Source organism: Stenotrophomonas sp. STEN035 (assembly GCF_056759935.1).
Map to the genome: position 1 here is coordinate 94484 of NZ_JBRRDY010000014.1, position 24540 is coordinate 119023.

A 24540-nucleotide genomic window follows, 5' to 3' on the forward strand; every position below is an offset into this window, starting at 1 on the left:
GTCTTTGCAAAACGATGTCTGTCAGCGCTGGGCATGTTGGCGGGAGTTGCCGTGGCACCCGCCTGGGCGGAGGGCAGAATGGACGGCTTTTCGTCGCCGCTTGCAGTATTGGCGCTGCCCGACTTGCTTGCCGGCGTGTGCCTGTTGTTGCTCGTGCTTGTGCTGTGGCTGGTGCTGCAGCTCAGGCAACAACGCAGCCAGGCGCAGCAGTTGGCTGCGCAGGAGCATGCCCGGTCAGATCAAGTGCATCAGCAGAACGGTCGGCTGGAAGCGGCACTGCTTGAAAAAGCTCAGCTTGAACAGCGGCTGCGCGAGCAGGCCGAAGCATTCGAGCGGCTGGCCAATGAAGATGATCTCAGCGGCCTGCCCAACCGTCGCGCATTCGATGACGCGCTGGCGCGCGACATGGCGGCGGCGCGGCGCACCGGGCGCTCGCTGAGTTTGGTGGTGCTGAGCATCGATCACCTCAAGCAGATCAATGCTGAGTGGTCGCGCGCGGTCGGTGATCTGGTGCTGTGCGAAGTAGGCGACCTGATGCGGCGTAGCCTGCGTGCATCCGACATGCCGGCACGGCTGGGCAACAAGGAGTTCGCGGTGCTGTTGAGCGACACGGCGCTGCCGGAAGCCGAAATCGCCTGCCAGCGTCTGCAGCGCCTGTTCGGACAGTACGCCGAGTGGGGCGGGCACGAGGCCGGCGACATCAAGGTGAGTTTCAGTGCCGGCGTAGTGCAGCTGGGTGAAGAAGACCAGGCGCCAGTGCTGTTCTATCAACGTGCCAAGAACGCATTGGCGCAGGCAAAGAAGGAAGGCCGCGCAAGGACCTGCGCGGCCTGACGTTCCTGCAGCTCAGCGGCCGGGCGCGGTCGGCCAAGCGTTGACGATCTTGCAGAACAGGCGCGCGGTCTGCTCGGTGTCGTACACCGCGCTATGCGCCTCACTGGCATCCCATTCAAAGCCGGCTGCCTGCACTGCGCGGGCAAGCACAGTCTGGCCGTAAGCCACGCCGGCCAAGGTCACCGTGTCGAACACGCTGAATGGATGGAAGGGGTTGCGCTTGTGGCCGCTGCGGGCGACGGTGGCGTTGACGAAATTCAGGTCGAAATGCGCGTTGTGGCCGACCAGGATCGCGCGCTGGCAGTTGTACTTTTTCATCGCTGCGCGGATTGGCGCGAACACATGTTCCAGTGCGTCACGCTCCGGTTTGGCCAAGCGGAACGGATGGTCGAGCACAATGCCGGTGATTTCCAGCGACTTGGGGTCGATTTCGGTGCCTTCGGCTGGAATCACATGCGCACTGGCGGTCTGGCCAGGGTAGAGCTGGCCGTTCTCGTCCATCTCCACCGGCACCGCAGCGATCTCAAGCAGGGCATGGCGATTACAGTCAAAGCCGCCCGTTTCCACGTCCACCACCACCGGCAGGAAGCCACGGAAGCGTTGCGCCATCGGCGTGAAAGCAGGGCGGGGGACCGAGGGTTCAGCAAATTCGTTCATCGCAATAGGGTAGCAGAGCGGGTCAAGTGGCCGTGTCAGCGGCAGGCTGCAAGCGCTGTCAGGAGGCCGTAGTGCCGAGCCATGCTCGGCAGGGGCTTAACCGGTAATGCCTCAGCCGAGCCCTCCCCAACCCTCTCCTACGCCTGCAGCGCAAGGAAGGGGGTAGAAGCGCCCAACAAGCAGCCCTTGCCCCGCAACTGCTGCAGCATTGCCGCGCCATTGCTGATGAAATCCTCATCCGCTTCTGTACCCGCCTCGGTCGCCAACTCCCGCAGCTGCTCAAGCCCGCTGAGATCGGGTAACTGCTCCAGTCTTTCCAACAACCGGTACAGCATCGGCGAAAGTTCGGAGAACACGATGTTTCCATGAGCCTCGCGCCGGGCCAGCAACAAGGTCGGCTGTAGCGGTGGCTCACTGGGCTGATATTCCAGACCAATCCGATGCACCGGCCACTGGTAGGCCAGGGCACGACAGCTGGGCGAACAGACCGGGCTGGCAGCCAGCAGGTCACCATCAGGATCATGCACAGGCGACGGCTCGTCGCTGATCTTCAGCGCCAACTCGATCCATTCGTAGTGAGCCAGCTCCAGCAGCCACGGCGCTTGCGGATCAGGCGAACGACTGTCCAGAAAGGCAATGAACTCCTGCCCGATTTCCGGAAACAACGGCGTATGTGCCCGATGCTCGCGACAGAAATCGCGCACCAGTTGCTGCCAGCGCGACTCACCCAAGGTCCGGGTGATTACCGGGAAATTCGCAGCCAGCAGGCTCAGGATATTGTTGAAGTACAGCTCGCGATACACCTGCATGCGTGTGTCGTCGATACCCGCCGGAGCAGGTTGTTGCAACGGATCGCGCAGGTGCCCGGCAAAGCGCATCTGCAGTTCGCGCAGCGACTCAGCCATGTGTGGCCTGCTGCAATTGACGTATCCGCGCCAGTTCTTTCAGCAGCTCGGGCAGTGGCGGGAAGTTGAAGTCGCGTTCCAGCAGGGTGGGGCGCACGCCGTGCAAGGCGTAGGTATCGGCCAGCAGTGCCCAGACATCGTCCTTGACCGGCATGCCGTGGGTGTCGATCTTCAGGTCTTCGGCTTCGTCGTGATGGCCGGCAACGTGGTAACTGGCAATGCGCTGCGAGGGCAAGCGTGCAAGCAAGGCGCGGGCGTCATAGCCGTGGTTGATGGCGTTGACGTAGACGTTGTTGACGTCCAGCAGCAGGTCGCAATCGGCTTCGTCGAGGACGGCGTTGATGAAGTCGGCCTCGTCCATGTCGGCCGCTGGTACGGCGTAGTAGGAGGCATTTTCCACGGCGATACGGCGACCGAGGATGTCCTGGGTCTGGCGGATGCGCGCGGCCACATGGCGCACGGCTTCGGCGGTGAACGGTAGCGGCAGCAGTTCGTAGAGATGGCCGTCATCGGTGCACCAGCTCAGATGCTCGCTGTACAGCGCGACCTGGTGCTGGTCGAGGAAGCGCCGCGTACGCGCGAGGAATTCCACATCCAACGGGGCCGGGCCACCCAGTGACAGTGACAGGCCATGGCAGCTGAGCGGATGCCGTTGCGACAGCGCGGACAGCGCTTCGCCCAAACTGCCGCCAACGCCGATCCAGTTGTCCGGGGCGCATTCGAGGAAATCGAATGCGCCGGCCGGTGCCGTCTGCAAGGCGTCGAGCAGCGAGCGGCGCAGACCCAGGCCAGCGCTGGCCTGGGCTGGCATGCGCTGGTCGGGTGGTATGCCAGGCTTAGTGCTTACCGCCACACTTGCCCTCGCCACACTTGCCTTCGGCCTTGGCTTTGTCGGCACCGGCGGCTGCTTCGCCATCAGCCTTGGCGGCATCGGTCTTGGGCTTGTCCTTGTCGGCGCCGCACTTGCCTTCGCCACATTTACCCTCGCCGCACTTGCCCTCGGCCTTCTGCTTGGCGGCGGCATCGGTGCTTTGCGCAGTGGCGGTGGCGGCCTGCGCTTCTGCGGTTGGCGGGGTCTGGGCGCTGGCGCCAAGTGCATAGCCTTGAGCGAGATCGGTCATGGCAAAGGCAGGGGCCGCCATGCCGCCGAGCAGGGCAGCGCCCAAGGCGAGGGTGGTGGACTTGCGGATGTCGATGGCCATTGATTGTGTCTCCGGTAGTGGTTGGGCCGGGGGGAGGCTGGAGCTTAACAAGCAGCCCGGGTCAACGGCGCGACCTTGCCATCGTTGGAACGGCAAAAGGGCCCGCTTGGGGCCCGTTTGATTCAGCGGATAGCGACCATCAGCGGTGGCCGGCGCCTTGGACAACGCGGGCGCTGCGCATATGCGCAGCGGCCTTACTAGAACGGATCAGGCGTGATCGACCGTGCTGGTTTCGTCACGCTTCTCGCGCGGCGGCAGCGGCGCATCACCGTGTACCAGGAACCACACGTTCTCGGCGATGTTGGTGGCATGGTCGCCGATGCGCTCCAGGTTCTTGGCCATGAACAGCAGGTGCGTGCACGGGGTGATGTTGCGCGGGTCTTCCATCATGTAGGTCAGCAACTCGCGGAACAGCGCGGTGTACTGGGCGTCCAGACGCGCGTCGTCGGCACGCAGTTTCAGCGCGGCCTCGGCATCGTTGTCGCGGTAGGCTTCCATCGCGCGGCGGACCTGCTGCGCGGCGAGCCGGCCGAGTGCGCGTACGCCCTGGATCTGCGGCAGTGGCGGCACTGCGGCCAGCGCGATGGAGCGCTTGGCGACGTTGGCGGCATAGTCGCCGATGCGCTCGATGTCGGCGGGGATGCGCAGGCCGGCGAGGATCTCGCGCAGGTCGCGGGCCATCGGCCCACGCAGGGCCAGGCGCATCACGTCGTGGCTGATCTGCTGCTCGAGCTGGTCGATGGCCTCGTCGTTGGCGACGATGCGCTGCGCGGCCTTCTCGTCGCGGCGTTCGATCACGTCCAGCGCGGCTTCGAGCTGGGCAACGGACATTTCGCCCATGCGCACGATCTCGGCTACCAGTCGCTGCTGTTCTTCGTCATAGCTCTTGACGATGTGGTCGTTGGGAAGATTCATGGAATGCTCGCTGGAGACTGTTCGGGTGGGACTGCATTCGTTCGGGAGCTGCGTTGCCATCCATGGCATACATCTGGCTTCGGAGTGCGGCTTGGCCGTCCATGGCCAGGCGTCCAGCGGGCGGCGGACCGATTCACGGTCCGCCTGCGCCAGCCTCAGCCAAAGCGACCGGTGATGTAATCCTCGGTCTGCTGCTTGGAGGGGTTGGAGAAGATGGTTTCGGTGCGGTCGTGTTCGATCAGGTCGCCCAGGTACATGAAGGCGGTGTAGTCGGAGACGCGCGCGGCCTGCTGCATGTTGTGGGTGACGATGGCGATGGTGTAGTCGTTCTTCAATTCTTCGACCAGCTGCTCGATGCGGCTGGTGGAGATCGGGTCCAGCGCCGAGGTCGGCTCGTCGAGCAGCAGCACGTCCGGGCGCAGGGCCACGGCGCGGGCGATACACAGACGCTGCTGCTGGCCGCCAGACAGGCCCAGCGCGCTCTGGTTGAGCTTGTCCTTCACTTCGTCCCACAGTGCGCCCTGACGCAGCGCCTGCTCGACGCGTACGGTCATGTCGGCCTTGGACAGCTTCTCGTGGTGGCGGATGCCGTAGGCGACGTTCTCGAAGATGGTCATCGGGAACGGCACCGGCTTCTGGAACACCATGCCGACCTTGGAGCGCAGGCGGTTCATCGGGTACTTGGGCGAAAGGATGTTCTCGCCGTCCAGCAGCACTTCACCACGCGCTTCCAGCTTGGGGTATAGCGCGTAGATGCGGTTGAAGATGCGCAGCAGGGTGGACTTGCCGCAACCGGAGGGGCCGATCAGCGCGGTGACACGCTTTTCCGGAATCTCCAGGTTGATGCTCTTCAGCGCGTGGAACTTGTCGTAGTAGAAGTCCAGGCCGCGTGCTGCCAGCTTGACCGGCGCCGGCGTGTGCAGCGACTGGTTGGCGGCGGGCACGGAGATGCGCTGCATCGGTACGGCGTTGCTGAGGTCGTTCATGGGAAGGTCCATGGCAATCAATCGTTTAAGTTCAGTCGTTCGAGATGCGGTTGCGCAGCAGCAGGCCGCGCGCGGAGAGGCTGACCAGCAGGACGAACACGGTCAGCACCAGGGCACCTGCCCAAGCCAACACCTGCCAGGATTCATACGGGCTGCCGGCAAACTGGTTCATCACCACCGGCACCGAGGCCATCGGCTGCATGACGTTGCTGTTCCAGTACTGATTGCCGAAGGCGGTGAACAGCAGCGGCGCGGTTTCGCCGGAGATGCGGGCCAGGGCCAGCAGGATGCCGGTGACGATGCCGGCCATGGCGCTGCGGTACAGCACCTGCATGATTACTTTCCATTGCGGTACGCCGAGTGCCAACGCAGCTTCGCGCATCTGCACCGGTACCAGTCGCAGCATTTCGTCGGTGGTACGGATCACCACCGGCAGCACGATGAAGGCCAGCGACAGCGCGCCTGCAAATGCCGAGAACTGGCCGCCGGTCTGCATCACGTACAGCGTGTAGACGAACAGGCCGAGCACGATGGACGGTGCCGACAGCAGGATGTCATTGACGAAGCGGACCACGGTGCCGGCCTTGCGGGCGTTGCCGTACTCGGCCAGCCAGGTGCCGGCGGCGACGCCCAGCGGCGTGCCGATGCCGATGGCCATTGCACACATCACCGCACTGCCGAAGAAGGCATTGAGCAGACCGCCTTCCTGCATCGGCGGCGGCGTCATCTTGGTGAAGAGATCCAGATTGATGCCCGGCAGGCCCTTGGACAGCAGCGTCCACAGGATCCAGCCGAGGAAGAACAGACCGAACAAGGCGGTGGCACAACCCATGAACAGGGCCACGACATTGACGACGCGACGGCGCAGGTACAGCGAATCAGCGGAAGCGGACATCAGTTGCCCTCCTTGCGGGACAGTCGCATCAGCATCAGGCGGGCCAGTGCCAGCACCACGAAGGTGACGATGAACAATACGAAGCCGAGCAGCAGCAGCGCCGAACGGTAGGTTTCAGTGGCTTCGCCGAAGTCGTTGGCGATCAGTGCGGCGATGGTGGTGCCGGGCTCCAGCAGCGAGGGGGTCAGGCGCACGCTGTTGCCGATCACGAAGGCCACCGCCATCGTTTCGCCGAGCGCACGGCCCAGGCCGAGGAATACGCCGCCGATCACCGCGGAGCGGGTGTAGGGCAGCACGATGTCCCAGCTCACTTCCCACTTGGTCGAACCCAGCGCGTAGGCCGATTCCTTCAGGCGGGTCGGAACGGTGAGGAAGACTTCACGCATCACCGAGGAGATGAAGGGGATGACCATGATCGCCAGCACGAAGCCGGCGGTGAGCATGCCGATGCCCAGCGGCGGGCCGCGGAACAAGGCGCCGATCACCGGCAGTGGGCCAAGGTGGTCATTGAGGAACGGGGTGACGTACTCGGTCATCACCGGCACCAGTACGAACAGGCCCCACATGCCGTAGATGATCGATGGGATGCCTGCCAACAGTTCGATGGCGGTGCCGACCGGGCCACGCAGCCAGCGTGGCGCGACTTCGGTCAGGAAGAAGGCGATGCCGAAGCTCACCGGCACGGCGATCAACATTGCGATCAGCGCGGTGACAATGGTGCCGTAGATCGGTGCCAGTGCACCGAATTTGTTCTCGACTGGATTCCACTCGGAGGAGTAGAAGAAGCTCAGGCCCTGCTCCTGCAGCGCGTGGCGGCCGCCCCAGAGCATGGACAGTGCGGCGCCGGCCAGGGCGACCAGGACGAAGACGACGGTGGCGACCAGGAACCAGCGGAACAGACGCTCGTTGCGGGCGTCACGCAGGTCGCGCGACGTGGGCGAGGAAGCTAGGGACGGTGCAATGGCATTCATGGCAGCGGCAGGGGCCCAGGAGGATGCGGTGAAATATCAGTCCCTCGTTGGAGGGGGGAGCCGTCGTTTCTGCTTTTGTTCGTCATTCCCGCGTAGGCGGGAATCGCTTTTCAGCCGTCATTCCCGCGTAGGCGGGAATCGCTCTTGCCGTTGATGGTGCGTGTGACTTCAACGGCAAGGCAGGAACAAAAGCAACAGCAACAGCAACAGCAAAAGCAGAATCACGAGCGATCCCCGCCTGCGCGGGGATGACGCACTGGCAAAGGCGGGGCCGCTTGGCAGCCCCGCGCCAGTGCGTCACTTGAACTCAGCGGCCCAGTACGCCTCGATCTGGGTGACCAGCTCAGCCGGCAGCGGCACGTAGTGCAGCTCGTTGGCCTGGGTCTTGCCGTTCTCGAAAGCCCACTTGAAGAACGCGCGGGTATCGGCGCTGCGCTTGGCATCCTTAGGCTGCTTGTGCATCAGCATGAAGTTGGTGGCAGTGATCGGCCATGCATTGGCGCCCGGTGCGTTGGTGATCACCAGGTTGAAGTCCTTGGCGTTGGCCCAGTCGGCGCTGGCAGCAGCGGCGGCAAAGGTCTCGGCGGTGGGCTGCACCCAGGTACCGGCAGCGTTCTGCATCGAGGCATACGGCATGTTGTTCTGCAGTGCGTAGGCCAGCTCGACGTAACCGACCGAGCCCTTGATCTGCTGCACGTAGGAAGCAACGCCTTCGTTGCCCTTGCCGCCGACGCCGTCCGGCCACTGCACCGAGGTGCCTTCGCCTACTTTTTCCTTCCACTCACCGCTGACCTTGGACAGGTAGTTGGAGAAGTTGAAGGTGGTGCCCGAACCGTCGGAGCGGTGCACCAGGGTGATCTTGGTATCCGGCAGGGTCACGCCCGGGTTGGCATCGACGATGGCCTTGTCGTTCCAGGTCTTGATCTTGCCCAGGAAGATGTCAGCCAGCAGGGGGCCGCTCAGGCGCAGCTGGCCCGGCTGCAGACCTTCCAGGTTGACCACCGGCACCACGCCACCGATTGCCGACGGGAACTGGCCCAGGCCTGCCTGCGCCAGTTCTTCGGTGGAAAGCGGCTTGTCGGAGGAGCCGAAGTCGACCGTACCGGCCTTGATCTGGGCGATGCCGCCACCCGAGCCGATTGACTGGTAGTTGATCTTGGCGCCGGTAGCAGCGTTGTAGTCTGCCGACCACTTGGACACCAGCGGGAAGATGAACGATGCGCCGGCGCCGGAGATTTCGACGGCAACCTTGTCACCGGCGGCCGCTGCGGAAGCACCCGCGGCATCTGGGCCGGAAGCGGCCTGGTTACCCTTGTCACCACAGGCCGACAGGCCCAGGGCGATGGCCAGCGAAAGGGCGGCAAGACCGGTCGTGTGCAGCTTCATGCGTCACTCCATAGCGGGAGAAATGCCGGCAGCGCCGGCGGATGCGGCTATGAAATGATGTTTTTGTTACAGCCTGATTACATCGTGAAAAAAATCTGAAAAAGCTCACAGAATCAATGGCCATCGGCCAGGCGGATGGCGCCCTGAAAGGCAGAAATGTGGCCCGGAGGCGGGGCTTTCCGGGAATGCCTGTAGTGCCGAGCCATGCTCGGCAGGGGCCCTTCCCGGTAAAGCCTCAGCCGAACATGGCTCGGCTCTACGGGACTTTGGGAATTTTCCGCTTCGCGGTTTACACCGCTCCCACAAAAATGATGAAAAAAAAGCGCGGATCACCTGATCCGCGCTTGAGACGACGAGGGAGAGGGTCCCGCCGGCTCTTTACTCAGTAGCGCAGGTTCTGCTGCCAGTAGGTTTCGATCTGGCGGACCAGCGGGTCCGGCAGCGGCACGTAGTCCAGCTGACGGGCCTGGGCGTCGCCGTTGGCGTAGATCCAGCGGAAGTATTCGACGGCGGCCTTGGCGCCTTCAGCCGTCTTCGGCTGCTTGCGCATCAGGATGAAGTTGGTGGCGGTGATCGGCCAAGCCTGCTCACCCGGGGCGTTGGTCATCACCAGGTAGAAGTCACGTGCGTTCGCCCAGTCGGCGCTGGCGGCAGCGGCCGAGAAGGTCTCGTCGCGCGGCTGCACGAAATTGCCGGCGGCATTCTTCATGCGCGAGAAGGTCAGGCGGTTCTGCAGGGCGTAGGAGAACTCGACGTAACCGATCGAGCCGCGGATCTGCTTGACGTAGGCGGCCACGCCTTCGTTGCCCTTGCCGCCGATGCCGACCGGCCACTGGACGCTGGTGCCTTCACCGACGGTGGTCTTCCAGTCAGCGTTGACCTTGGACAGGAAGTTGACGAAGTTGAAGGTGGTGCCCGAACCGTCGGAACGGTGCACGACGGTGATCTTGGTGTCCGGCAGGGTCAGGCCGGCGTTGAGCGCAGCGATGGCCGGGTCATTCCACTTGCTGATCTTGCCGAGGAAGATGTTGGCCAGGGTCGGGCCATCCAGCTTCATTGCACCGGCTTCAACGCCCGGCACATTGAGTACCGGCACCACGCCGCCGATCACCGATGGGAACTGCACCAGGCCGGCCGCAGCCAGTTCTTCCGGCTTCAGCGGGGCATCGGACGAACCGAAGTCCACCGTGTTGGCCTTGATCTGGGCAATGCCGCCGCCCGAGCCGATCGATTGGTAGTTCACGCGCTTGCTGGTAGCGGTGTTGTAATCCGCCGACCACTTGGACATGACCGGGTAGATGAAGGACGCGCCGGCGCCGGTGACATCGGCAGCATTGGCGGCGAACACGGACGACGCAGCGAGGATGGCAACGGCTGCGCGCGATTTGATGGCGTGGATCACAAGTGGCTCCTGGGAGGTGTGAATGTGCGGTGAGTTCCGCCCGGCGCCTATTCCATAACGATTTGATGACAGTGCAGCGTCTGTCACATGACGTTCAAATGACAATGACGCCTGTCATCAGAATGTTGCTTTGATCTCGCTGGGTAGCGGGTAGCTGCGACCCTTCGGCTGCAGCTTGAAACTGCGAACGGGGTGGTCCTCGCGCTCTTCAGTGCAGCTGCCAGCTGCATCTTCGCGGCTGACGGTGCTGGCGCTGCGCTCACGTACCGTCAGCGTGGCCCAGCCCTGCGCCGGGGCGGGGCCAACTTCCAGCGTGCGCTTTGTTTCATGGAACTCACCGGCACAGCGTGTGTCCCATTCGCCGCCGTTGCTTGACATGACGATCTGCTCGGTAATCGCCTCGAGCTGGCTTTCGTTGATCACCAGCAGCTGCAGACGGGTTTCGCTGAAAGGGTTGGGCTGCGAAGAATTGCTGCGCGAGCTGCGGACACCGAACGCACGCACGCTGGGTGAAAGGTTGTAGCGCGCGGTATCCAGACTGACGCTGTCGACATGGATGGCATCGCTGCTCATCACGTCAGATAGGCGGAGTGCTGCGCGTGGACGCAGGCTGGCGCTGTCGACCACCAGTACATCCAGATCGCCCGACTGGGAATCACCATTGGGTCCCAGTGGGCCCAGAAACGGCACTGCGACCAAGGTCAACGAAGTATTCGCTGGCCACACCCGGCACGCGCCGCGCTCGCTGTCGATGCTCCAGCCGGAGCGATCGGGCAGGACTGCGGTGTCGCGCTGTTGGTATGCCTGGATGATGCGCGCAGTGGCGTCATCACCACAGTCCTGGGCAAAGCTGGCGAAAGACAGGCAGAGCAGCAGTAGAAGCAGTGGGGTGCGCATGGATCCGTCCGGTTGGAGCGCCCCCGTAGTTGGCTGTGGGAGCTGCGTAAGCTGCGAAGCTTACACAGCTTCAGTCAGCGCAGCGGCGCCTGCCGTTGTAGGAGCGGCGTAAGCCGCGAAGCTCGTGCATTTTCAGTTTGCGGAAATCAGTCTCACGGCCGGACCACCAGCTTCGCGGCTTACGCCGCTCCTACAAAATCAAAGCCGCTGCAACGACGAACGCCCCTTGCGGGGCGTTCGTGGTGTTGCTTGCAGCCAATGCTTACCAGAAGAACTGCAGGCGCGCTTCCAGGATGTCCGGCTTGTCGCTGACGAACTTCTTGCTCGACGAGGAGTACTTGTTGCTGTCGACCATCACATAGTTCAGCGAGGCCTTGAAGTTCGAACGCCAGTACCAGTTGGCGCCAACGGTCCAGATGTCCATCTTGCCGCCGAGCACGCCGTCCACCAGCGGGGTGCCGCCGACCACGGCCGGGGCCTTCAGGCCGCCGTCGTTGAGATCGATGTGGTCGAAGCGTGCGCCCAGCTGCCACATGCCACGGCCCGGCTCGTCCGGCAGGCCCAGGCTCGGGGTGCCGCCCTTATAGCCCCAGGTCTCACCGGTGACGTTCCACACGCCACTGATGTAGTAACCGTCGGTGCTGTAGTTGCCGTGGTCGTAGCGCTTGGCCTTGGAGCTGTAGTACTCACCCTGGGCCTTGAACGGGCCGCGCACGTACATGGCTTCAGCACCGATGGTGCTCAGGCGGTCGGTGTCCTTCAGGTCGCCGCTGTCGACCAGGCGCACGGTAGCCAGGTCGGCGTTCGGGCGGGCGCGCAGGCGCAGTAGGTCGGCGTCGGTGTCGTAGTCGACGTAGCTCAGGCCCAGGTGCAGGATGTTGCCCTTCTCGTTGATCGGGGCGAAGGTGCCGCGCACGCCGTAGCCGCTGCCATGAGCGAGGTCACGGGTCAGCTCGCGGCCGAAGGCCGAAGCGGTGACCGACCAGTTGGCGTCGCCGACGCCGTAGCCAACGCCGAGGCGGCGCGCAACTGCGTAGGTGTTGGTCACGGTTGCCTTGGAGATGAAGTCGTTGTTCTTGGTGCTGGACAGTTCTTCCAGGCTGTTCGGCTGCTTGTACTGGCCGGCCTGCAGGAAGTGGTTGCTGTTGCCGCCCAGCTTGTACTTGACGTTGGTGTCCAGGAACTTGTCGGCCTTGGCGTCGTAGCCGACCACCCATTCGATATTGCCCGGGCCCTTGCCCTTCAGCACCAGCTCGGCGCGGCGCAGTTCGAACTCGCTGTCCTTGCCGTTCTTGCCGGTGTTGCCGTTCAAGTCGGCCTTGTCATTGCTGAACCAGTTGCCGTCAGCCTGGACCAGGCCTTCGAAGGTGATTTCGGAACCGCCAATAACGTCAATGGCGACTTCAGCGTGTGCAGCCGGCGCGAACAGTGCAGCAGCCACGGCCGCAGTGAGGAGTTGGCGATGCAGTTTCATTGGGTGGGTAGCCTTGCAGGCAGTTGGAGGTTGCTGCGAAGGCTAGGGCGTAAAGATTGCGTAAATGTGACAGTTCGGCGACCAGCTTCGGCCTTGTGGCGCAAGGGCCTGCGTATTGGGCCTTGGAGCTGTTACCGGAAAGTGTCGTGCAGATGGCAGCCGCCGACGCTTACGCAGCGTCGGCGGTCTTGTCCTTGAAGTGGCAGAGGTCGCGGATCACGCACTGCGGACAATCCGGCTTGCGCGCCTTGCAGACATAGCGCCCGTGCAGGATCAGCCAGTGGTGCGCATCCTGCAGAAATTCTTCTGGAATCACCTTCATCAGACCATCCTCGACCACGCGCACATCCTTGCCAGGAGCGAGCCCGGTGCGGTTGGAGACGCGGAAAATATGCGTGTCCACCGCCATCGTCGGCTGACCGAAGGCGGTATTGAGCACCACGTTTGCGGTCTTGCGGCCAACCCCGGGCAAGGCCTCCAGTGCGGCACGTTCGGCTGGCACTTCGCCGCCGTATTTCTCCACCAGGATCGCGCAGGCGGCAATCACGTTCTTGGCCTTGGCGTTGAACAGGCCAATGGTGGCGATGTAGGGCTTCAGTCCTTCTTCGCCCAAGGCAAGAATGGCCTGGGCGGTATTGGCCACCGGGAACAATTTGCGGGTAGCCTTGTTGACGCCGACATCGGTGGCCTGCGCCGACAAGGTCACCGCCACCAGCAGCTCGAACGGTGAGCTGTACTCCAACTCGGTGGTCGGGTGTGGGTTGAGCTCACGCAGGCGTGTGAACATCTCCAGCACTTCGCCGGCATTCATGCGTTTGCTACCACGTGTGGACGTGGCTTTCACCGCTGCGGGCTTTTTTTCCGGGGCTTTCTTTACCGCGATCTTCTTGGCGCCGATCTTCTTTGCGGCGGTGTTCTTCGTCGTTGATTTCTTCACTGCCACTGTTGTCATGTGCCTGACTTGTCTGCGGCGCGCGCCTTGGCCCGCGCCAGGATTGCCGCCGCCGCCGAGGGCAGGGCAGGCTTGCTGTCTGCTACCGGCGGTGGCGCACGACGCGCTTGCCGTTCGGCATCGCGACGTTCAAGTCGCGCGGCGCGGGCGCGATAGCGCTCACGTGCAGCCCAGGCTGTGCGCAGCTGCTGCTGGGCCTGCTGCAGTTGCTGTGGCAGCTGCGGGTACGCAGAGTCCAGCAGCTCGTCGCCGGGCTGTGGCAGGTAGTCCATCAGCCCGGCGTGCAGCGCCGCATCCAGATCATCGTCCAGTACGAATTGCAGCAGTTGGCGTGGCATGGCGCTTGCGTTGGACATGGACAACTCAGCGATTCTTGAATTCCGGCTTGCGACGTTCCAGGAAGGCGCTGGTGCCTTCGCGCATGTCGTCGGTGGAGAACACCAGGCCGAACTGCGCGCTTTCGTATTCCAGTCCTTCTTCGATAGCACACTCACCACCGACGTTGATCGCGTCGAGAATGCCGCGCAGGGCCAGCGGTGCTGCGTTGGCCAGCTGCTCGCCCAGCTTGGTGGTCTCTGCTTCCAGTTCGGCAGCCGGCACCACGCGGTTGACCAGACCCAGCTGCAGGGCGCGCTCGGCGCTGATCGGCGCACCAAGCAGGCAAAGTTCCAGCGCGGCCGCACGACCGGCCAGGCGCAGCAGGCGCTGGGTGCCGCCGAAGCCCGGAACCAAGCCCAGATTGATCTCCGGCTGGCCGACCTTGGCGCTGTCGGCGGCGATGCGCAGGTGGCAGGCCATGGCCAGTTCCATGCCGCCGCCCAGTGCAAAACCATTCACCATGGCGATGACCGGCTTGTTCAGGCGCTCGATCCGGCGCATCAGGCGCTGCCCGACCAGCGAGAAGTCGCGGCCCTGAACCGGGGTCAGCGTGTTCATCTCAGAGATATCCGCCCCGGCAACGAAGGCTTTGTTGCCAGCACCGGTAAGGATTACCACTCTTACGTCCTCAGCCTGCGCCGCTTCGGCAAAGGCTGCATCCAGTGTTTCCAGGGTCAGCCGGTTGAGGGCGTTGAGCTTCTCCGGGCGCTGCACGGTGATGGTGCGGACGCCTGCCTGGGTGCTGATCGAAACCGGTGACTCGGACATAAGGGAAAAGCCTCGAAACGTTAAAAAAAAGTAATGAATTGAACTCTTTCAACCGAAGACGGTCATAGGTGAGCGTCGTCAGTGGCGGACAGCCTTTGTGACGGCTATCCTAACCCGTCGCCTCTAGCGGCATGCTTGCCCTGAGACACCATTCCTGGAGAACTGTTTGATGAAGTTGCGTTCTATCGCGGTCGCCGTGGCCGCCCTGGCCGTCACCGGCACCGCTTTCGCCCAGGACATCGCGTCCGAAAAGGGCAAGCTGAGCTATTACTTCGGCTATGACTACGGCAACAACCTGGCTGAGCTCACCGGTCGTGGCGAGCAGCTGGACATCGCTTCGGTGGTGAAGGGTCTGCAGGATGCCTACGCCAAGAAGCAGCCGGCGATCACCGCCGATCAGCTGAAGCCGGCCGTTGAAGCCTTCCAGCGTCGCGAGCAGGGCCGTGCCCAGGCTGCCAAGGCCGAGTACGAAAAGGCTGCTGCTGAAAACAAGACCCGCAGTGACCAGTTCATTGCCGCCAACAAGGCCAAGGCCGGCGTGCAGACCCTGGCCAGCGGCGTGCAATACCGCGTGATTGAAGCCGGTGCTGGTGCCAAGCCGACCCAGGCCAGCACCGTTGCACTGGAAGTTGCCGGTCCGTTCCCGTACGGCCAGCGTCCGACCGAAGCTCGCCCGGCACAGTCGATTCCGTCGATCAAGCTGAGCGAAGTGGAAATGGCTGCCATGCGCGAAACCCTGCTGCAGATGCCGGCTGGCGCCAAGTGGGAAGTGACCCTGCCGCCGGACAAGGCCTACGGTGCCGACCCGCGCACCCCGTTCCCGCCGAACGTGGCCGTGCAGTTCGAGATCAAGCTGGTCAGCGTCAAGTAAGCGCGAACCAGTGATGTAACAAGAAGCGCCGGTGGCAACACCGGCGCTTTCTTTTTGCCTGAAATGCGCACTCGATGCCGGTAGTGCCGAGCCATGCTCGGCAGGGGCTTTACCAGTGACACCAGCAGGAGCGCTTCATCAACGATCAGCCTAGTGCAGGCGCGCAACCGGCCAAGGCCGCAGTAGCCGACCATCGCAAGCTGGGTTGTTGCAGGCCAGGTAGCTTTCAGTGTTGTGCAAAAAAGAAGAGCCGACGTCATCAAGGCGCCGGCTCTTTGTCACCATCCAGTGCTGTTTCTGGACGAGCTGCTGGTTTCGCTTGTAGAGCCTCTGCCGAGCATGGCTCGGCACTACCGGCAATCTCTGCTCGACTGGATTTACGGCGTGGTCACCTTGGCAGCGCAAGTGCGGATGCCGGCCTGTTCAACGGTACTGATCAGATTGACGGCTTTCAGCGAGGCAGCGGTGTCGTTCATGCAGCGCAGGTAGAGCGCACGGTTGCCGTTGGCCGTCGTTCGGCACAGACGGTCCTGTGCCTGCACATTGGCGCCTGCGATCAAACCGGGGTTCTTGAACAGCTTTACCCCCGTATCGCAGCTGCCGATGCGAGCAGTGCCTGCGTTCAAATCCCAGCCTTCGTCGACAAACGCTGCCAGGGTGAGGTCGACCATGCGCCCGGCGTCGGTATTGGGGCTGTTGGCCGGCTCCATCAGGGCATCGGGGATCAACACACTTTCGAAGTGTGAGAACGTCGATCCGCTGGCAACCACCGCCGGTGCGTACAGCAGCGGACGCCCGCTGGCATCGGCACCGGCATAACGTCCTGCAACTTCTCCCAGTGCTGCAGTCAGCGCCGTGCCTGCCTGCGCCGCTGCCTTGATCAGATTGGCATCGGCAAGGTTGACGCTCAGGGTCGGGATGGTGGCGTTGACGCTTGCATCCTCTGCCATGCCCGGTGCGGTGCCGGGGTCGCCGGAACTGGCAACGTTGCCGATGATCGCCGCGACCGCGCCTGCTGCCTGCGCATTGGCTGCCTTGATCTCGAACGCGCAGCTGCCGCGATTGATATAGGCAACCTTGCCGCTGAGGCTGCCGGCGGGGATCGCTTCGCAGGCATCGGCGCTGTCGGCGCCGGTTCCATCGTTGGCAATGACCACCGGACCGGAGAAGTTGGCCGGCGTGGCCGCAGGGCCGAAGGACGCGGTACCGAAGAACTGGGTGACGACGCTGCTGCCGTTGACAGACAACACCACTGCGGGGTCCAGCCACAGTGGTGTCTGTGCCTTGGTGGTTGCACCATTCCAGGCTGGCGCACCGCGGGTCTTGATAGATGTTGCGCGCAACGCGTTGGTCATGCTGGCTTCGGTGAAACGTTTGCCGGACAGGTTGTCGTATGCGTTCTCGGTATAGACGTCCGAGTAGCCGTAGTACTGCGGGATACCGATGCGTTCGCCCAGTCGCCCGCTGGTGTAGCCGACGAAGCCGGAAAAGCCCAGGCCATGGCCGATCTCGTGCATCACCACGTCGAGGAAGCTGACCCGGTTGTCAGGTGCCTTGCCGTCCAGTCCGTAGTACCAGCCCGAGCCGGTCATGCACGGTGTGCCGTCGGGGTTGCTGCCGCCCAGATTGTTGTTGAAGCGACTGGTGATATCGGTGCCGTTACTGGCAATGGTGATGCGGCTGCCATTGAGGGCGTTGGCCAATGGGGCGTGGTAGACCATGCCCAGCGCGTTGGCGGTCGGTGGCGTGGTCGCGATCCAAGAGGCGCCGGCCGAGCCGAGGGTGCCACCGGTAGCTGTGCAGGTAAGGTCCTGGAAGCTGGCACCAACGAATGTTTCTACGTCGCTCTGCAATACAGCGCCCCACAGATCGGCGGCGAACTGGTAAACGATGCGGCGTTGCTCGCCCACTGTCTTGCCGGGATTGCCGCCTTCCGGTGCACGCAGGGTGGGGTCGTTGAGGCCTTTGCCAGCAGGGTCCTGGTTGATGGGAGTGATGATGGCGGCGTGCGCGTTGGCGCCGAGCAGGCAGGTGCCGATGACGGCCGAAAGCAGCAGCGTCTTCATTCGGACACCTCCTGTCTGCCATGGGAAAGCGGATCGCCGTTCTCCAGGATCCGCACTTCGCCGGTGGCAGTGCGTTCGATGCTCAACGAATTGAGCGCGGACAGGGGCAGGTCGGCCGTGCTCATGCCGTTGCTCTGCAGGCGCACGGTCTTGGCGGCATCGGTACCGGTCTGTGGAATGCGCGCCCAGGCGGCATTGGCTCCGGCGGCGCTGCGGCTTGCCGAGGGCATTGCGTTTGCCTTGTCGGAAAGTGCGCGGATCTCGGTATCGGTGAGTTTGCGCAGCTTGCCGGTCTTGGCATCGATGCCGGCGACCATGCCGCTTTCGGTAGGGGTGCTTGGGTTGCCGTCCGTTGGCGGCTCATGGGCCTGTACTGAAAGGCTGGCGGACAGTGCCAGCGCCGATAACAACAAGGAGGGTTTTGCCATTCTCATTTCCGAGCTCCGCTTACAGAGTGAAAAGCGATAAGGCTCCATCCATATGCGTGCGAAGCAGGCGTCCAACAGCCACGCTGATCGAACGCGCGTCACGCGCATTGGATGGTTCGTGTTCCCCCTGCCGGCAACTGGAGTGTGCCCTTAGATGAACCTCCGCTCAACCATAGTTTGATGGATGTCACATAATGAATGGGCTTGGGAGTTGCCCGATCCGCAGAATCGGCTCCCATTGCCATCCGGACAATGCAAATTCCTTGCAGGCAAAGGCGGGTAACTGGTCCGAAAGTGCGCCTCGCGTTACGCTTACGTGATGTCGGAATTGATGGATGCACCTGCTCGTGTCATCTCCAGCCCCTGTATTGGCATCTGCGCGCTTGATGAGCAGGGCTACTGCCGTGGCTGCTGGCGCAATGGCGCCGAGATCGGTGCTTGGATGCGCATGAGCGAGGACGAGCGGCGGCGGGTAATGACACAGGAGCTGCCACGGCGCGCCCGCCACGCGCAGGCGTTTGCTGAGCAGTTGCAGGGCCGTGATCGGCTGCAGCAGGCCTTGATGCCACTGACCAGGGCGCCAACCGGGCCGGGCTGGAACCGCTCGGAACTGGAGGATCTATTGCCGCCTGGGCCGCCTGTGGAAGCGGCGGTACTGGCCGGTCTGGTGCCGCGCGCACAGGGCACGCAGGTGATCTTGACCCGCCGTACCGAAGCATTGCGTAACCATGGCGGACAAGTCGGGTTTCCCGGTGGCCGCATCGAAACCGTCGACCGCAATCCGCTGGCAGCTGCGCTGCGCGAGAGCGATGAAGAAATCGCGCTGCCGCGCAGCCAGGTATTGGCCTTGGGTTACCTGGACCCGTTCATCACCATCACTGGCTTCCGGGTGACGCCGGTGGTCGCGGTGGTGGATCCGGCGTTCATCGCACGTCCCGAACCCGGTGAAGTGGCCGAGGTATTCGAAGTGCCGCTGGATTACCTGATGGATCCGGCCAATCTGCGCCAGGTGGATATCGAGCATGGCGGGCGGATTCGTCATGTCATGGAATACAGCTGGCCCGGGCAGCGCATCTGGGGTGCGACTGCAGCCATTCTCTATAACCTTCGTCGTCGTTTGGAGCAGGTGGCATGAGCCAGGCCGGAGTTTCGTGGACCACGCTGGTGGATGTAGCGGACCTGGCCAATGCCTTGGCGCAGCCCGAATTGCGCTTGGTCGATGCCCGCGCCACCGCCAGCACCGCGTTGCGGGTGGTGGATGCGCGCTACTCGTTGGCTGACAAGCAGTCCGGCGCCGCTGGCTATGCGGCTGGCCATATTCCCGGTGCGCTCTATGCGGATCTGGAGAAAGATCTTTCCGACATGCGCAAGCAAGGCCATGGTCGGCACCCGTTGCCGGACAGTGAGGTCTTTGCAGCACGACTGGGACACTGGGGCATTGCGCCCGATACCCAGGTGGTGGTCTACGATGCGGCCGATGGCAGCATGGCGGCCGCGCGCCTGTGGTGGTTGCTGCGATTGATCGGTCATCGCAAGGTCGCCGTGCTTGATGGTGGGCTGGCCGCGTGGCAGTCGGCAGGGCATGCACTTGATGCGGCCCCGGTTGTAGTCGCAGCGTTGTCGCCCTATCCCGGTCAGTTCGATATGGCCCAGGTGGTCAGCATCGATGAAGTGCAGTCGCGCTTGTCGCAGACGCCGGCGTGGCTGCTTGATGCACGTGCCGGTGAACGTTATCGCGGCGAAGTCGAGCCGCTGGATCGGGTAGCCGGGCATGTACCTGGCGCGCTGAACCGGCCGTTCGGCATGAACCTGCGTGATGGCCGTTTCCGTCCTGCGCAGGAGCTGTGCGCCGAACTGGCACCGCTGTTATCCGGGCAGGCACCGGCGCAGATGGCGGTGATGTGTGGTTCGGGCGTCACCGCCTGTCATCTCGCCCTGGCGTTTGCGCACGCCGGGTTGCCGGGGCTGCGTGTGTTCAGTGATTCCTGGAGTGGCTGGTCCAGCGATGCAAGTAGGCCGGTCGCCACAGTTTGAGTGATCAGTACGCCGCGAGTGGGCGCGGTGCCGATGGGTATGAATGCTTCGGGGGAAGCGTGCGTTCATTGAAATGGCTAGGTGTAGCGCTGTTGGCGGCAGTTCTTGGTGCATGCAATGCGCCAGGCAGCGGCTTGTCCGACGATGCAGCGCGTCAGTATCTGCGCGACATTGAACAGTGGCGGACGCAACGTCTGGCTGAACTGCGCGCGCCCGATGGCTGGCTCAGCTATACCGGCTCGGGCCGGCTCAAGGCCGGTGCGTATCGAGTAGGCAGCGCCACGGCCAATGATGTGGTGTTGCCAAGTGGCCCCGCCGAGCTTGGTTTTCTGCAGGTGGACCGGGATGGCGAAGCCACCTTCACCTCCGCTACCCGCGCGGGTGCACAGATGAACGGTCAGCCGCTGCTGCGGACGGTTTTGATCCCCGGCGTGGCCCATGTCAACGAGGCCAGCCGCGTTCAAGTGGGCGATTCGGAGTTCTATCTGGTGCGCACCGGCAACATCCTTGGGTGGCGCTACCGCGACCCGAAATCGCCACGGCGCTTGGCGTTCAGCGTGGTCGAGCACTTCCCGGTTGAGCCAAAATGGAACATCAGTGCGCAGTGGCGGCCGTTCCCCGCGCCCAAGCAGGCGGTATTGTTGACTTCGATCGGTACCCCGTTGCCGGCTGTTGTGCCGGGCGAGGCAGTGTTTGAGGTCAATGGGCGCAGCTATCACCTGCAGCCGGTGTTGGATGAGGCAGCGCCACCATCACGGCGCTTGTTCTTCCTGCTCTCGGACCGCACCAGCGGCCGCGAAACTTATGGTGGCGCGCGCTATGTGTACGCGGCCATGCCCACCGATGGTGTGGTGCAGTTGGACTTCAATCGCGCCGAAAACCCGCCCTGCGCGTTCACCCCACACGTGGTGTGCCCGATTGCGCCGGCCATCAACCGTCTGGATCTTGCGGTGACGGCCGGCGAGAAGTTCCAGTACTTGCCGCAGTAAGCGGCGGCCAGGGTGCGGGTCAGTCCGGCAGCTGCTGCAGATCGATGGCCCGCAGCACCAGTTCCCACGGGAACATCGGGCCCGGATCGAGCTTGCGCTGCACGCTGAGCCCGGGGTCATCGCTGGCCGGCTCCAGTGCGGTATCCAGCTGCTCATGGCCGGCGATGTAACGCAGCGACGGAACTGCCTGCGGCAGCCATTCCAGCAACCTCACCAAGGCGGCGATCTGCGCTTCCGGGTAGGGCTCGCTCATGGCCTGGTTGTTGGAGTCGAACCAGTTTGGCCAACGCCCGCGGTTGACCAGCTCGATGCCGATCGAACGCGGGTTGATGCCGCGCACGTGGTGGGCGATGCGGTCCAGCGCGATGTATTGCTGGATGCTGCCATCGCGGTCGATGTAGTAATGACCGCTATTGCCGCTGCCGTTGTCGTAAAGCGAACGTTCGCCGTATTCGCGCGCCGTGGCCAGGTCCGGCAGCTCGGTGCAGTGGATCACCACCAGATCGATATCGGCGAGCTTGCGCTGCGCCAACTGGTGTTCGTAGGGCAGTGGCTTGGCAATGATGGGGGGCGGCAGGTGCATGCGTGGATGCTAGCATTCGCCCATGATTTCCCCCATGACTTGCCGCCAGCCATGAGCCGCGGCCACTGCATTCTGTCGCACGGCTTTGAGAGCGGGCCGGACGCCACCAAGGTCACCGCGCTGGCCGATGTGGCCGAACGCCTGGGCTGGAGCCACGAACGCCCGGATTACACCGACCTGGACGCCAAGCACGAGATCAGCCGGGTCGGCGACGTGCCGGCGCGGCTGCAGCGGCTGGTCGAACGGGCAGCGGAAATGGCCGAACGTGGCCCGCTGGTGCTGGCGGGGTCGAGCTTGGGTGCCTATATCTCGGCGATCACCTCGCTGCAGGTGCCGGTTGCCGGGCTGTTCCTGATGGTGCCGCCGACCACGATGGGACCAATGCCGGCGCTGGACGCCGCGGCGGTGCCGATCAGCGTGGTCCACGCCTGGAACGACGAGTTGATCCCGGCCGCCGACGTCATTGCCTGGGCTGCCGAGCGCTCGGCGCGGCTGCTGCTGGTGGACGACGGCCACCGCCTGATGCGCCATGTGGATGCCTCCTGCCAGGCCTTTGAGGCCTTGCTGCGCGGTTTGTGAACGCGGCTGCCGGCTGAATCCGACGGCGCGACGGGCAACTGCCTACAATAGAGGCCCTGGATGCCCCGGGGCTGGCCACCGTGCCCGCCCGTCTGGCTGGCCTGATTCCCTTTCTGAAAGTTGATATCTCCCGTGAATTTCTTTGTTTCCTGCGCCAAGGGCCTTGAATACCTGCTCGCCGACGAACTGCTGGCGATGGGCCTGCCGCGGGCGACCGCTACCATCTCCGGCGTCAATGCCGAGGGCGAGCTGCGCGATGCGCAGCGTGTGGTGCTGTGGTCGCGCCTGGCCAGCCGCGTGCTGTGGCCGCTGCAGGAATTCGAGTGCCCGGACGAGAACTCGCTGTATCAGGGCGTGGCGGCAATGCCGTGGGACCAGCACATCACCCCCGAGCTGACCTTGTCGGTGGACGCGCATGTATCCGGCACCGCCATCACCCATGCGCGTTTTGCCGCGCAGCGAGTTAAGGATGGCGTGGTCGACAGCCTGCGCGGGCAGGGCATGGAGCGGCCGTCTGTGAACGTCGAGTTCCCGGACGTGCGCATCAACCTGTCGCTGCGCAAGGGCAGGGCAACGATCTCGATCGACCTGGGCGGTGGCCCGATGCACCGGCGCGGCTGGCGCATGGCGCAGAACGACGCGCCGCTGAAGGAAAACCTGGCCGCTGCCGTGCTGCTGCGCGCCAACTGGCCGAAGATCCACGCCGAAGGCGGCGGCTTGCTGGACCCGATGTGCGGCAGCGGCACCTTGCTGATCGAAGGCGCCTTGATGGCCGCCGACGTGGCACCGGGCCTGCAGCGTCACGGCAGTATTCCGCCGAGCCGCTGGCGCGGTTTTGACCAGGCGCAGTGGAAGGAATTGACTGCCGAAGCGCGCGAGCGCGAGCAGGTTGGCCGGGCTGCGCTCAAGCAGGTCATCCATGGCAGCGATATCGACCCGCAGGCAATCCGTGCGGCCAAGGAAAATGCAGAAGTCGCTGGCGTCAGCGAAGCCATCTGGTTCGGTGTGCGTGACGTTGCCGATATGCAGGTGCCGCCGCAGGAAACCGGCTGCGTGGTCTGCAACCCCCCCTACGACGAGCGTCTGGCCGCCGACACCGTGCTGTATCGCCGTATCGGCGATGCGCTCAAGCGTGCGGTGCCGACCTGGCGTGCAAGCCTGCTGTGCGGCAGCGCCGATCTGGCCTTTGCCACCGGCCTGCGCGCAGCCAAGAAGTACCAGATGTTCAATGGCGCCATCGAGTGCGCGCTGATCGTCTGTGATCCGATCGCGGTGCCCGAGCGTGAGAACGCCGGCCAGCCGCGCGAGCTCAGCGAAGGCGCACAGATGGTCGCCAACCGCCTGCGCAAGAACCTCAAGAAATTCAAGAACTGGCTGAACCGCGAAGGCATCACCTGCTTCCGTGCCTACGACGCTGATCTGCCGGAATACGCAGCGGCCATCGACGTCTACCGCGAGGACGGTGGCAAGAACCGCACCTTCCTGCATGTGCAGGAATACGCCGCACCGGCCACCATTCCGGATGTGGATGTGCGCCGCCGTCGCAACGAGCTGCTGAATGCTGCCCGCGAAGTGTTCCAGGTGCCGGCCGAGCAGGTTGCGCTGAAGTCGCGCGAGCGCGGCAAGGGCGGCAGCAAGTACGGCCGCTTCGAGCAGCGTGGCGAGTTCATCCTGGTGCGCGAGAACGACGCGCTGCTGCGCGTGAATCTGTTCGACTACCTGGATACTGGCCTGTTCCTCGATCACCGACCGTTGCGGACGCATATGGCGCAGGAAGCCCGCGGCAAGCGCTTCCTCAACCTGTTCTGCTACACCGGCGTGGCCAGTGTGGAAGCGGCGGTTGCAGGTGCCTCGTCTACGACCAGCGTGGATCTGTCTGGTACCTATCTGCAGTGGTGCGCCGACAATCTCGCGCTCAACGGCAAGGGCGGCAGCCAGCACACCTTGGTGCAGGGCGACGCGATGACCTGGCTGGAAGCGGAGAAGAACCGTTACGACGTGATCTTCTGCGACCCGCCGACCTTCTCCAACTCGGCGCGCGCTGAAGACTTCGACATCCAGCGCGAGCACGTGCGCCTGCTGCGTGCAGCGATGGATCGTTTGACGTCCGATGGCGTGCTGTACTTCTCCAACAACTTCCGTCGCTTCAAGCTGGACGAGAACGCGGTTGCCGAGTTCGCCATCTGCCGCGAAATCTCCGCACAGACCATCGGCCCGGATTTCGAGCGCAACGCGCGCATCCACCGCGCCTGGGAACTGCGCCGGGTCTAAGGCTCAACTGTAGTGCGGCCCCAAGAGGGGCCAATGCATAGACGGTGGTGCCCCGGGCCGACCTGGCCGGCGCCAAAATGATAATCACCACCCCCGC

The 24540-nt window shown here is 63.7% G+C and carries 25 protein-coding genes; 7 read left to right on the top strand and 18 right to left on the bottom strand.

Going from position 1 to position 24540, the window contains the following annotated elements:
* Positions 1-78 precede the first annotated feature (78 nt).
* On the top strand, positions 79-834 hold the full coding sequence (locus ACVOLL_RS09815; RefSeq protein ID WP_481512738.1) for a GGDEF domain-containing protein: 756 nt from the start codon (positions 79-81) through the stop codon (positions 832-834).
* Between the two features lie 12 nt (positions 835-846).
* Here ACVOLL_RS09815 and rnt read toward each other — a convergent pair whose 3' ends face one another.
* From rnt to ACVOLL_RS09890, 15 genes are all read right to left on the bottom strand, one after another.
* Positions 847-1491, bottom strand: a complete 645-nt coding sequence (rnt, locus tag ACVOLL_RS09820; protein ID WP_481512739.1) for a ribonuclease T — start codon at positions 1489-1491, stop codon at positions 847-849.
* Positions 1492-1628: 137 nt separating this feature from the next.
* Entirely contained in the window at positions 1629-2396 is a 768-nt protein-coding gene (locus tag ACVOLL_RS09825; RefSeq protein ID WP_481512740.1) for an HvfC family RiPP maturation protein, read from the bottom strand.
* Positions 2389-3207 (bottom strand): HvfB family MNIO-type RiPP peptide maturase, encoded by an 819-nt coding sequence (locus ACVOLL_RS09830; protein WP_481512741.1) that lies wholly within the window; start codon positions 3205-3207, stop codon positions 2389-2391. The genes ACVOLL_RS09825 and ACVOLL_RS09830 overlap by 8 nt, the downstream gene beginning before the upstream one ends.
* 25 nt (positions 3208-3232) lie before the next feature.
* Positions 3233-3598 (bottom strand): HvfA family oxazolone/thioamide-modified RiPP metallophore, encoded by a 366-nt coding sequence (locus ACVOLL_RS09835; RefSeq protein WP_481512742.1) that lies wholly within the window; start codon positions 3596-3598, stop codon positions 3233-3235.
* Positions 3599-3805: 207 nt separating this feature from the next.
* Positions 3806-4513: a phosphate signaling complex protein PhoU gene (gene phoU / locus ACVOLL_RS09840; RefSeq protein WP_481512743.1), complete on the bottom strand. Its 708-nt coding sequence runs from the start codon at positions 4511-4513 to the stop codon at positions 3806-3808.
* Between the two features lie 155 nt (positions 4514-4668).
* Positions 4669-5499, bottom strand: a complete 831-nt coding sequence (pstB, locus tag ACVOLL_RS09845; protein WP_481512744.1) for a phosphate ABC transporter ATP-binding protein PstB — start codon at positions 5497-5499, stop codon at positions 4669-4671.
* A 31-nt stretch (positions 5500-5530) separates the two neighbouring features.
* Positions 5531-6394 (bottom strand): phosphate ABC transporter permease PstA, encoded by an 864-nt coding sequence (pstA, locus tag ACVOLL_RS09850; RefSeq protein ID WP_303746900.1) that lies wholly within the window; start codon positions 6392-6394, stop codon positions 5531-5533.
* Complete coding sequence (gene pstC / locus ACVOLL_RS09855) at positions 6394-7365, bottom strand: phosphate ABC transporter permease subunit PstC (protein WP_481512745.1); 972 nt, start codon at positions 7363-7365, stop codon at positions 6394-6396. Before pstC ends, pstA begins: the two co-directional genes overlap by 1 nt.
* 297 nt (positions 7366-7662) lie before the next feature.
* Entirely contained in the window at positions 7663-8751 is a 1089-nt protein-coding gene (gene pstS / locus ACVOLL_RS09860; protein ID WP_481512746.1) for a phosphate ABC transporter substrate-binding protein PstS, read from the bottom strand.
* A gap of 382 nt (positions 8752-9133) precedes the next feature.
* Complete coding sequence (pstS, locus tag ACVOLL_RS09865) at positions 9134-10153, bottom strand: phosphate ABC transporter substrate-binding protein PstS (protein ID WP_481508972.1); 1020 nt, start codon at positions 10151-10153, stop codon at positions 9134-9136.
* 117 nt (positions 10154-10270) lie between these two features.
* Positions 10271-11050: a PA3715 family protein gene (locus tag ACVOLL_RS09870; protein WP_481512747.1), complete on the bottom strand. Its 780-nt coding sequence runs from the start codon at positions 11048-11050 to the stop codon at positions 10271-10273.
* Between the two features lie 262 nt (positions 11051-11312).
* A complete protein-coding gene (locus tag ACVOLL_RS09875; protein ID WP_481512748.1) occupies positions 11313-12524 on the bottom strand; it encodes an OprO/OprP family phosphate-selective porin in 1212 nt (403 codons plus the stop codon).
* Between the two features lie 169 nt (positions 12525-12693).
* A complete protein-coding gene (nth, locus tag ACVOLL_RS09880) occupies positions 12694-13335 on the bottom strand; it encodes an endonuclease III (RefSeq protein WP_481512759.1) in 642 nt (213 codons plus the stop codon).
* Between the two features lie 137 nt (positions 13336-13472).
* Complete coding sequence (locus ACVOLL_RS09885; protein ID WP_481512749.1) at positions 13473-13832, bottom strand: hypothetical protein; 360 nt, start codon at positions 13830-13832, stop codon at positions 13473-13475.
* A 7-nt stretch (positions 13833-13839) separates the two neighbouring features.
* The gene (locus ACVOLL_RS09890) at positions 13840-14622 is read right to left on the bottom strand and encodes an enoyl-CoA hydratase-related protein (protein ID WP_481512750.1); all 783 of its coding nucleotides are present in this window, start codon (positions 14620-14622) and stop codon (positions 13840-13842) included.
* A gap of 169 nt (positions 14623-14791) precedes the next feature.
* On the opposite strand from ACVOLL_RS09890, the gene ACVOLL_RS09895 reads away from it, so the two are divergent.
* Complete coding sequence (locus tag ACVOLL_RS09895; protein ID WP_313169427.1) at positions 14792-15493, top strand: FKBP-type peptidyl-prolyl cis-trans isomerase N-terminal domain-containing protein; 702 nt, start codon at positions 14792-14794, stop codon at positions 15491-15493.
* A gap of 377 nt (positions 15494-15870) precedes the next feature.
* Here ACVOLL_RS09895 and ACVOLL_RS09900 read toward each other — a convergent pair whose 3' ends face one another.
* Positions 15871-17559, bottom strand: a complete 1689-nt coding sequence (locus ACVOLL_RS09900) for a PA domain-containing protein (RefSeq protein WP_481512751.1) — start codon at positions 17557-17559, stop codon at positions 15871-15873.
* Complete coding sequence (locus ACVOLL_RS09905; RefSeq protein WP_481508978.1) at positions 17556-17987, bottom strand: post-PEP-CTERM-1 domain-containing protein; 432 nt, start codon at positions 17985-17987, stop codon at positions 17556-17558. The genes ACVOLL_RS09900 and ACVOLL_RS09905 overlap by 4 nt, the downstream gene beginning before the upstream one ends.
* A gap of 331 nt (positions 17988-18318) precedes the next feature.
* Between ACVOLL_RS09905 and ACVOLL_RS09910 the strand changes: the two genes are divergently transcribed.
* The 3 genes from ACVOLL_RS09910 to ACVOLL_RS09920 all read left to right on the top strand — a co-directional run bounded on the left by ACVOLL_RS09910 (position 18319) and on the right by ACVOLL_RS09920 (position 21010).
* Positions 18319-19122 (top strand): CoA pyrophosphatase, encoded by an 804-nt coding sequence (locus ACVOLL_RS09910; RefSeq protein ID WP_481512760.1) that lies wholly within the window; start codon positions 18319-18321, stop codon positions 19120-19122.
* Positions 19119-20021: a sulfurtransferase gene (locus tag ACVOLL_RS09915; protein ID WP_481512752.1), complete on the top strand. Its 903-nt coding sequence runs from the start codon at positions 19119-19121 to the stop codon at positions 20019-20021. Before ACVOLL_RS09910 ends, ACVOLL_RS09915 begins: the two co-directional genes overlap by 4 nt.
* A gap of 68 nt (positions 20022-20089) precedes the next feature.
* Positions 20090-21010 (top strand): DUF1684 domain-containing protein, encoded by a 921-nt coding sequence (locus ACVOLL_RS09920; RefSeq protein WP_481512761.1) that lies wholly within the window; start codon positions 20090-20092, stop codon positions 21008-21010.
* Positions 21011-21029: 19 nt separating this feature from the next.
* Here the strand turns inward: ACVOLL_RS09920 and ACVOLL_RS09925 are convergent, their stop codons facing one another.
* On the bottom strand, positions 21030-21593 hold the full coding sequence (locus ACVOLL_RS09925) for an N-acetylmuramoyl-L-alanine amidase (protein WP_481512753.1): 564 nt from the start codon (positions 21591-21593) through the stop codon (positions 21030-21032).
* Positions 21594-21644: 51 nt separating this feature from the next.
* Between ACVOLL_RS09925 and ACVOLL_RS09930 the strand changes: the two genes are divergently transcribed.
* Positions 21645-22172 carry a hypothetical protein gene (locus ACVOLL_RS09930; protein ID WP_481512754.1) on the top strand — a complete coding sequence of 176 codons (528 nt, stop codon included), beginning with the start codon at positions 21645-21647 and terminating at the stop codon, positions 22170-22172.
* Positions 22173-22304: 132 nt separating this feature from the next.
* Positions 22305-24443: a bifunctional 23S rRNA (guanine(2069)-N(7))-methyltransferase RlmK/23S rRNA (guanine(2445)-N(2))-methyltransferase RlmL gene (gene rlmKL / locus ACVOLL_RS09935; RefSeq protein WP_481512755.1), complete on the top strand. Its 2139-nt coding sequence runs from the start codon at positions 22305-22307 to the stop codon at positions 24441-24443.
* Positions 24444-24540: the final 97 nt, after the last annotated feature.

Bases quoted from the DNA above. Each gene is read 5' to 3' on its own strand.
- pstC (WP_481512745.1), bottom strand. From the start codon at position 7,365: ATGAATGCCATTGCACCGTCCCTAGCTTCCTCGCCCACGTCGCGCGAC.
- ACVOLL_RS09825 (WP_481512740.1), bottom strand. From the start codon at position 2,396: ATGGCTGAGTCGCTGCGCGAACTGCAGATGCGCTTTGCCGGGCACCTG.
- ACVOLL_RS09875 (WP_481512748.1), bottom strand. From the start codon at position 12,524: ATGAAACTGCATCGCCAACTCCTCACTGCGGCCGTGGCTGCTGCACTG.
- ACVOLL_RS09910 (WP_481512760.1), top strand. From the start codon at position 18,319: ATGGATGCACCTGCTCGTGTCATCTCCAGCCCCTGTATTGGCATCTGC.
- pstS (WP_481512746.1), bottom strand. From the start codon at position 8,751: ATGAAGCTGCACACGACCGGTCTTGCCGCCCTTTCGCTGGCCATCGCC.
- ACVOLL_RS09885 (WP_481512749.1), bottom strand. From the start codon at position 13,832: ATGTCCAACGCAAGCGCCATGCCACGCCAACTGCTGCAATTCGTACTG.
- ACVOLL_RS09815 (WP_481512738.1), top strand. From the start codon at position 79: ATGGACGGCTTTTCGTCGCCGCTTGCAGTATTGGCGCTGCCCGACTTG.
- ACVOLL_RS09915 (WP_481512752.1), top strand. From the start codon at position 19,119: ATGAGCCAGGCCGGAGTTTCGTGGACCACGCTGGTGGATGTAGCGGAC.
- phoU (WP_481512743.1), bottom strand. From the start codon at position 4,513: ATGAATCTTCCCAACGACCACATCGTCAAGAGCTATGACGAAGAACAG.
- ACVOLL_RS09925 (WP_481512753.1), bottom strand. From the start codon at position 21,593: ATGCACCTGCCGCCCCCCATCATTGCCAAGCCACTGCCCTACGAACAC.
- ACVOLL_RS09895 (WP_313169427.1), top strand. From the start codon at position 14,792: ATGAAGTTGCGTTCTATCGCGGTCGCCGTGGCCGCCCTGGCCGTCACC.
- ACVOLL_RS09830 (WP_481512741.1), bottom strand. From the start codon at position 3,207: ATGCCAGCCCAGGCCAGCGCTGGCCTGGGTCTGCGCCGCTCGCTGCTC.
- rnt (WP_481512739.1), bottom strand. From the start codon at position 1,491: ATGAACGAATTTGCTGAACCCTCGGTCCCCCGCCCTGCTTTCACGCCG.
- ACVOLL_RS09890 (WP_481512750.1), bottom strand. From the start codon at position 14,622: ATGTCCGAGTCACCGGTTTCGATCAGCACCCAGGCAGGCGTCCGCACC.
- ACVOLL_RS09870 (WP_481512747.1), bottom strand. From the start codon at position 11,050: ATGCGCACCCCACTGCTTCTACTGCTGCTCTGCCTGTCTTTCGCCAGC.
- nth (WP_481512759.1), bottom strand. From the start codon at position 13,335: ATGAATGCCGGCGAAGTGCTGGAGATGTTCACACGCCTGCGTGAGCTC.
- pstA (WP_303746900.1), bottom strand. From the start codon at position 6,394: ATGTCCGCTTCCGCTGATTCGCTGTACCTGCGCCGTCGCGTCGTCAAT.
- ACVOLL_RS09905 (WP_481508978.1), bottom strand. From the start codon at position 17,987: ATGGCAAAACCCTCCTTGTTGTTATCGGCGCTGGCACTGTCCGCCAGC.
- ACVOLL_RS09900 (WP_481512751.1), bottom strand. From the start codon at position 17,559: ATGAAGACGCTGCTGCTTTCGGCCGTCATCGGCACCTGCCTGCTCGGC.
- ACVOLL_RS09835 (WP_481512742.1), bottom strand. From the start codon at position 3,598: ATGGCCATCGACATCCGCAAGTCCACCACCCTCGCCTTGGGCGCTGCC.
- pstB (WP_481512744.1), bottom strand. From the start codon at position 5,499: ATGAACGACCTCAGCAACGCCGTACCGATGCAGCGCATCTCCGTGCCC.
- ACVOLL_RS09930 (WP_481512754.1), top strand. From the start codon at position 21,645: ATGAGCCGCGGCCACTGCATTCTGTCGCACGGCTTTGAGAGCGGGCCG.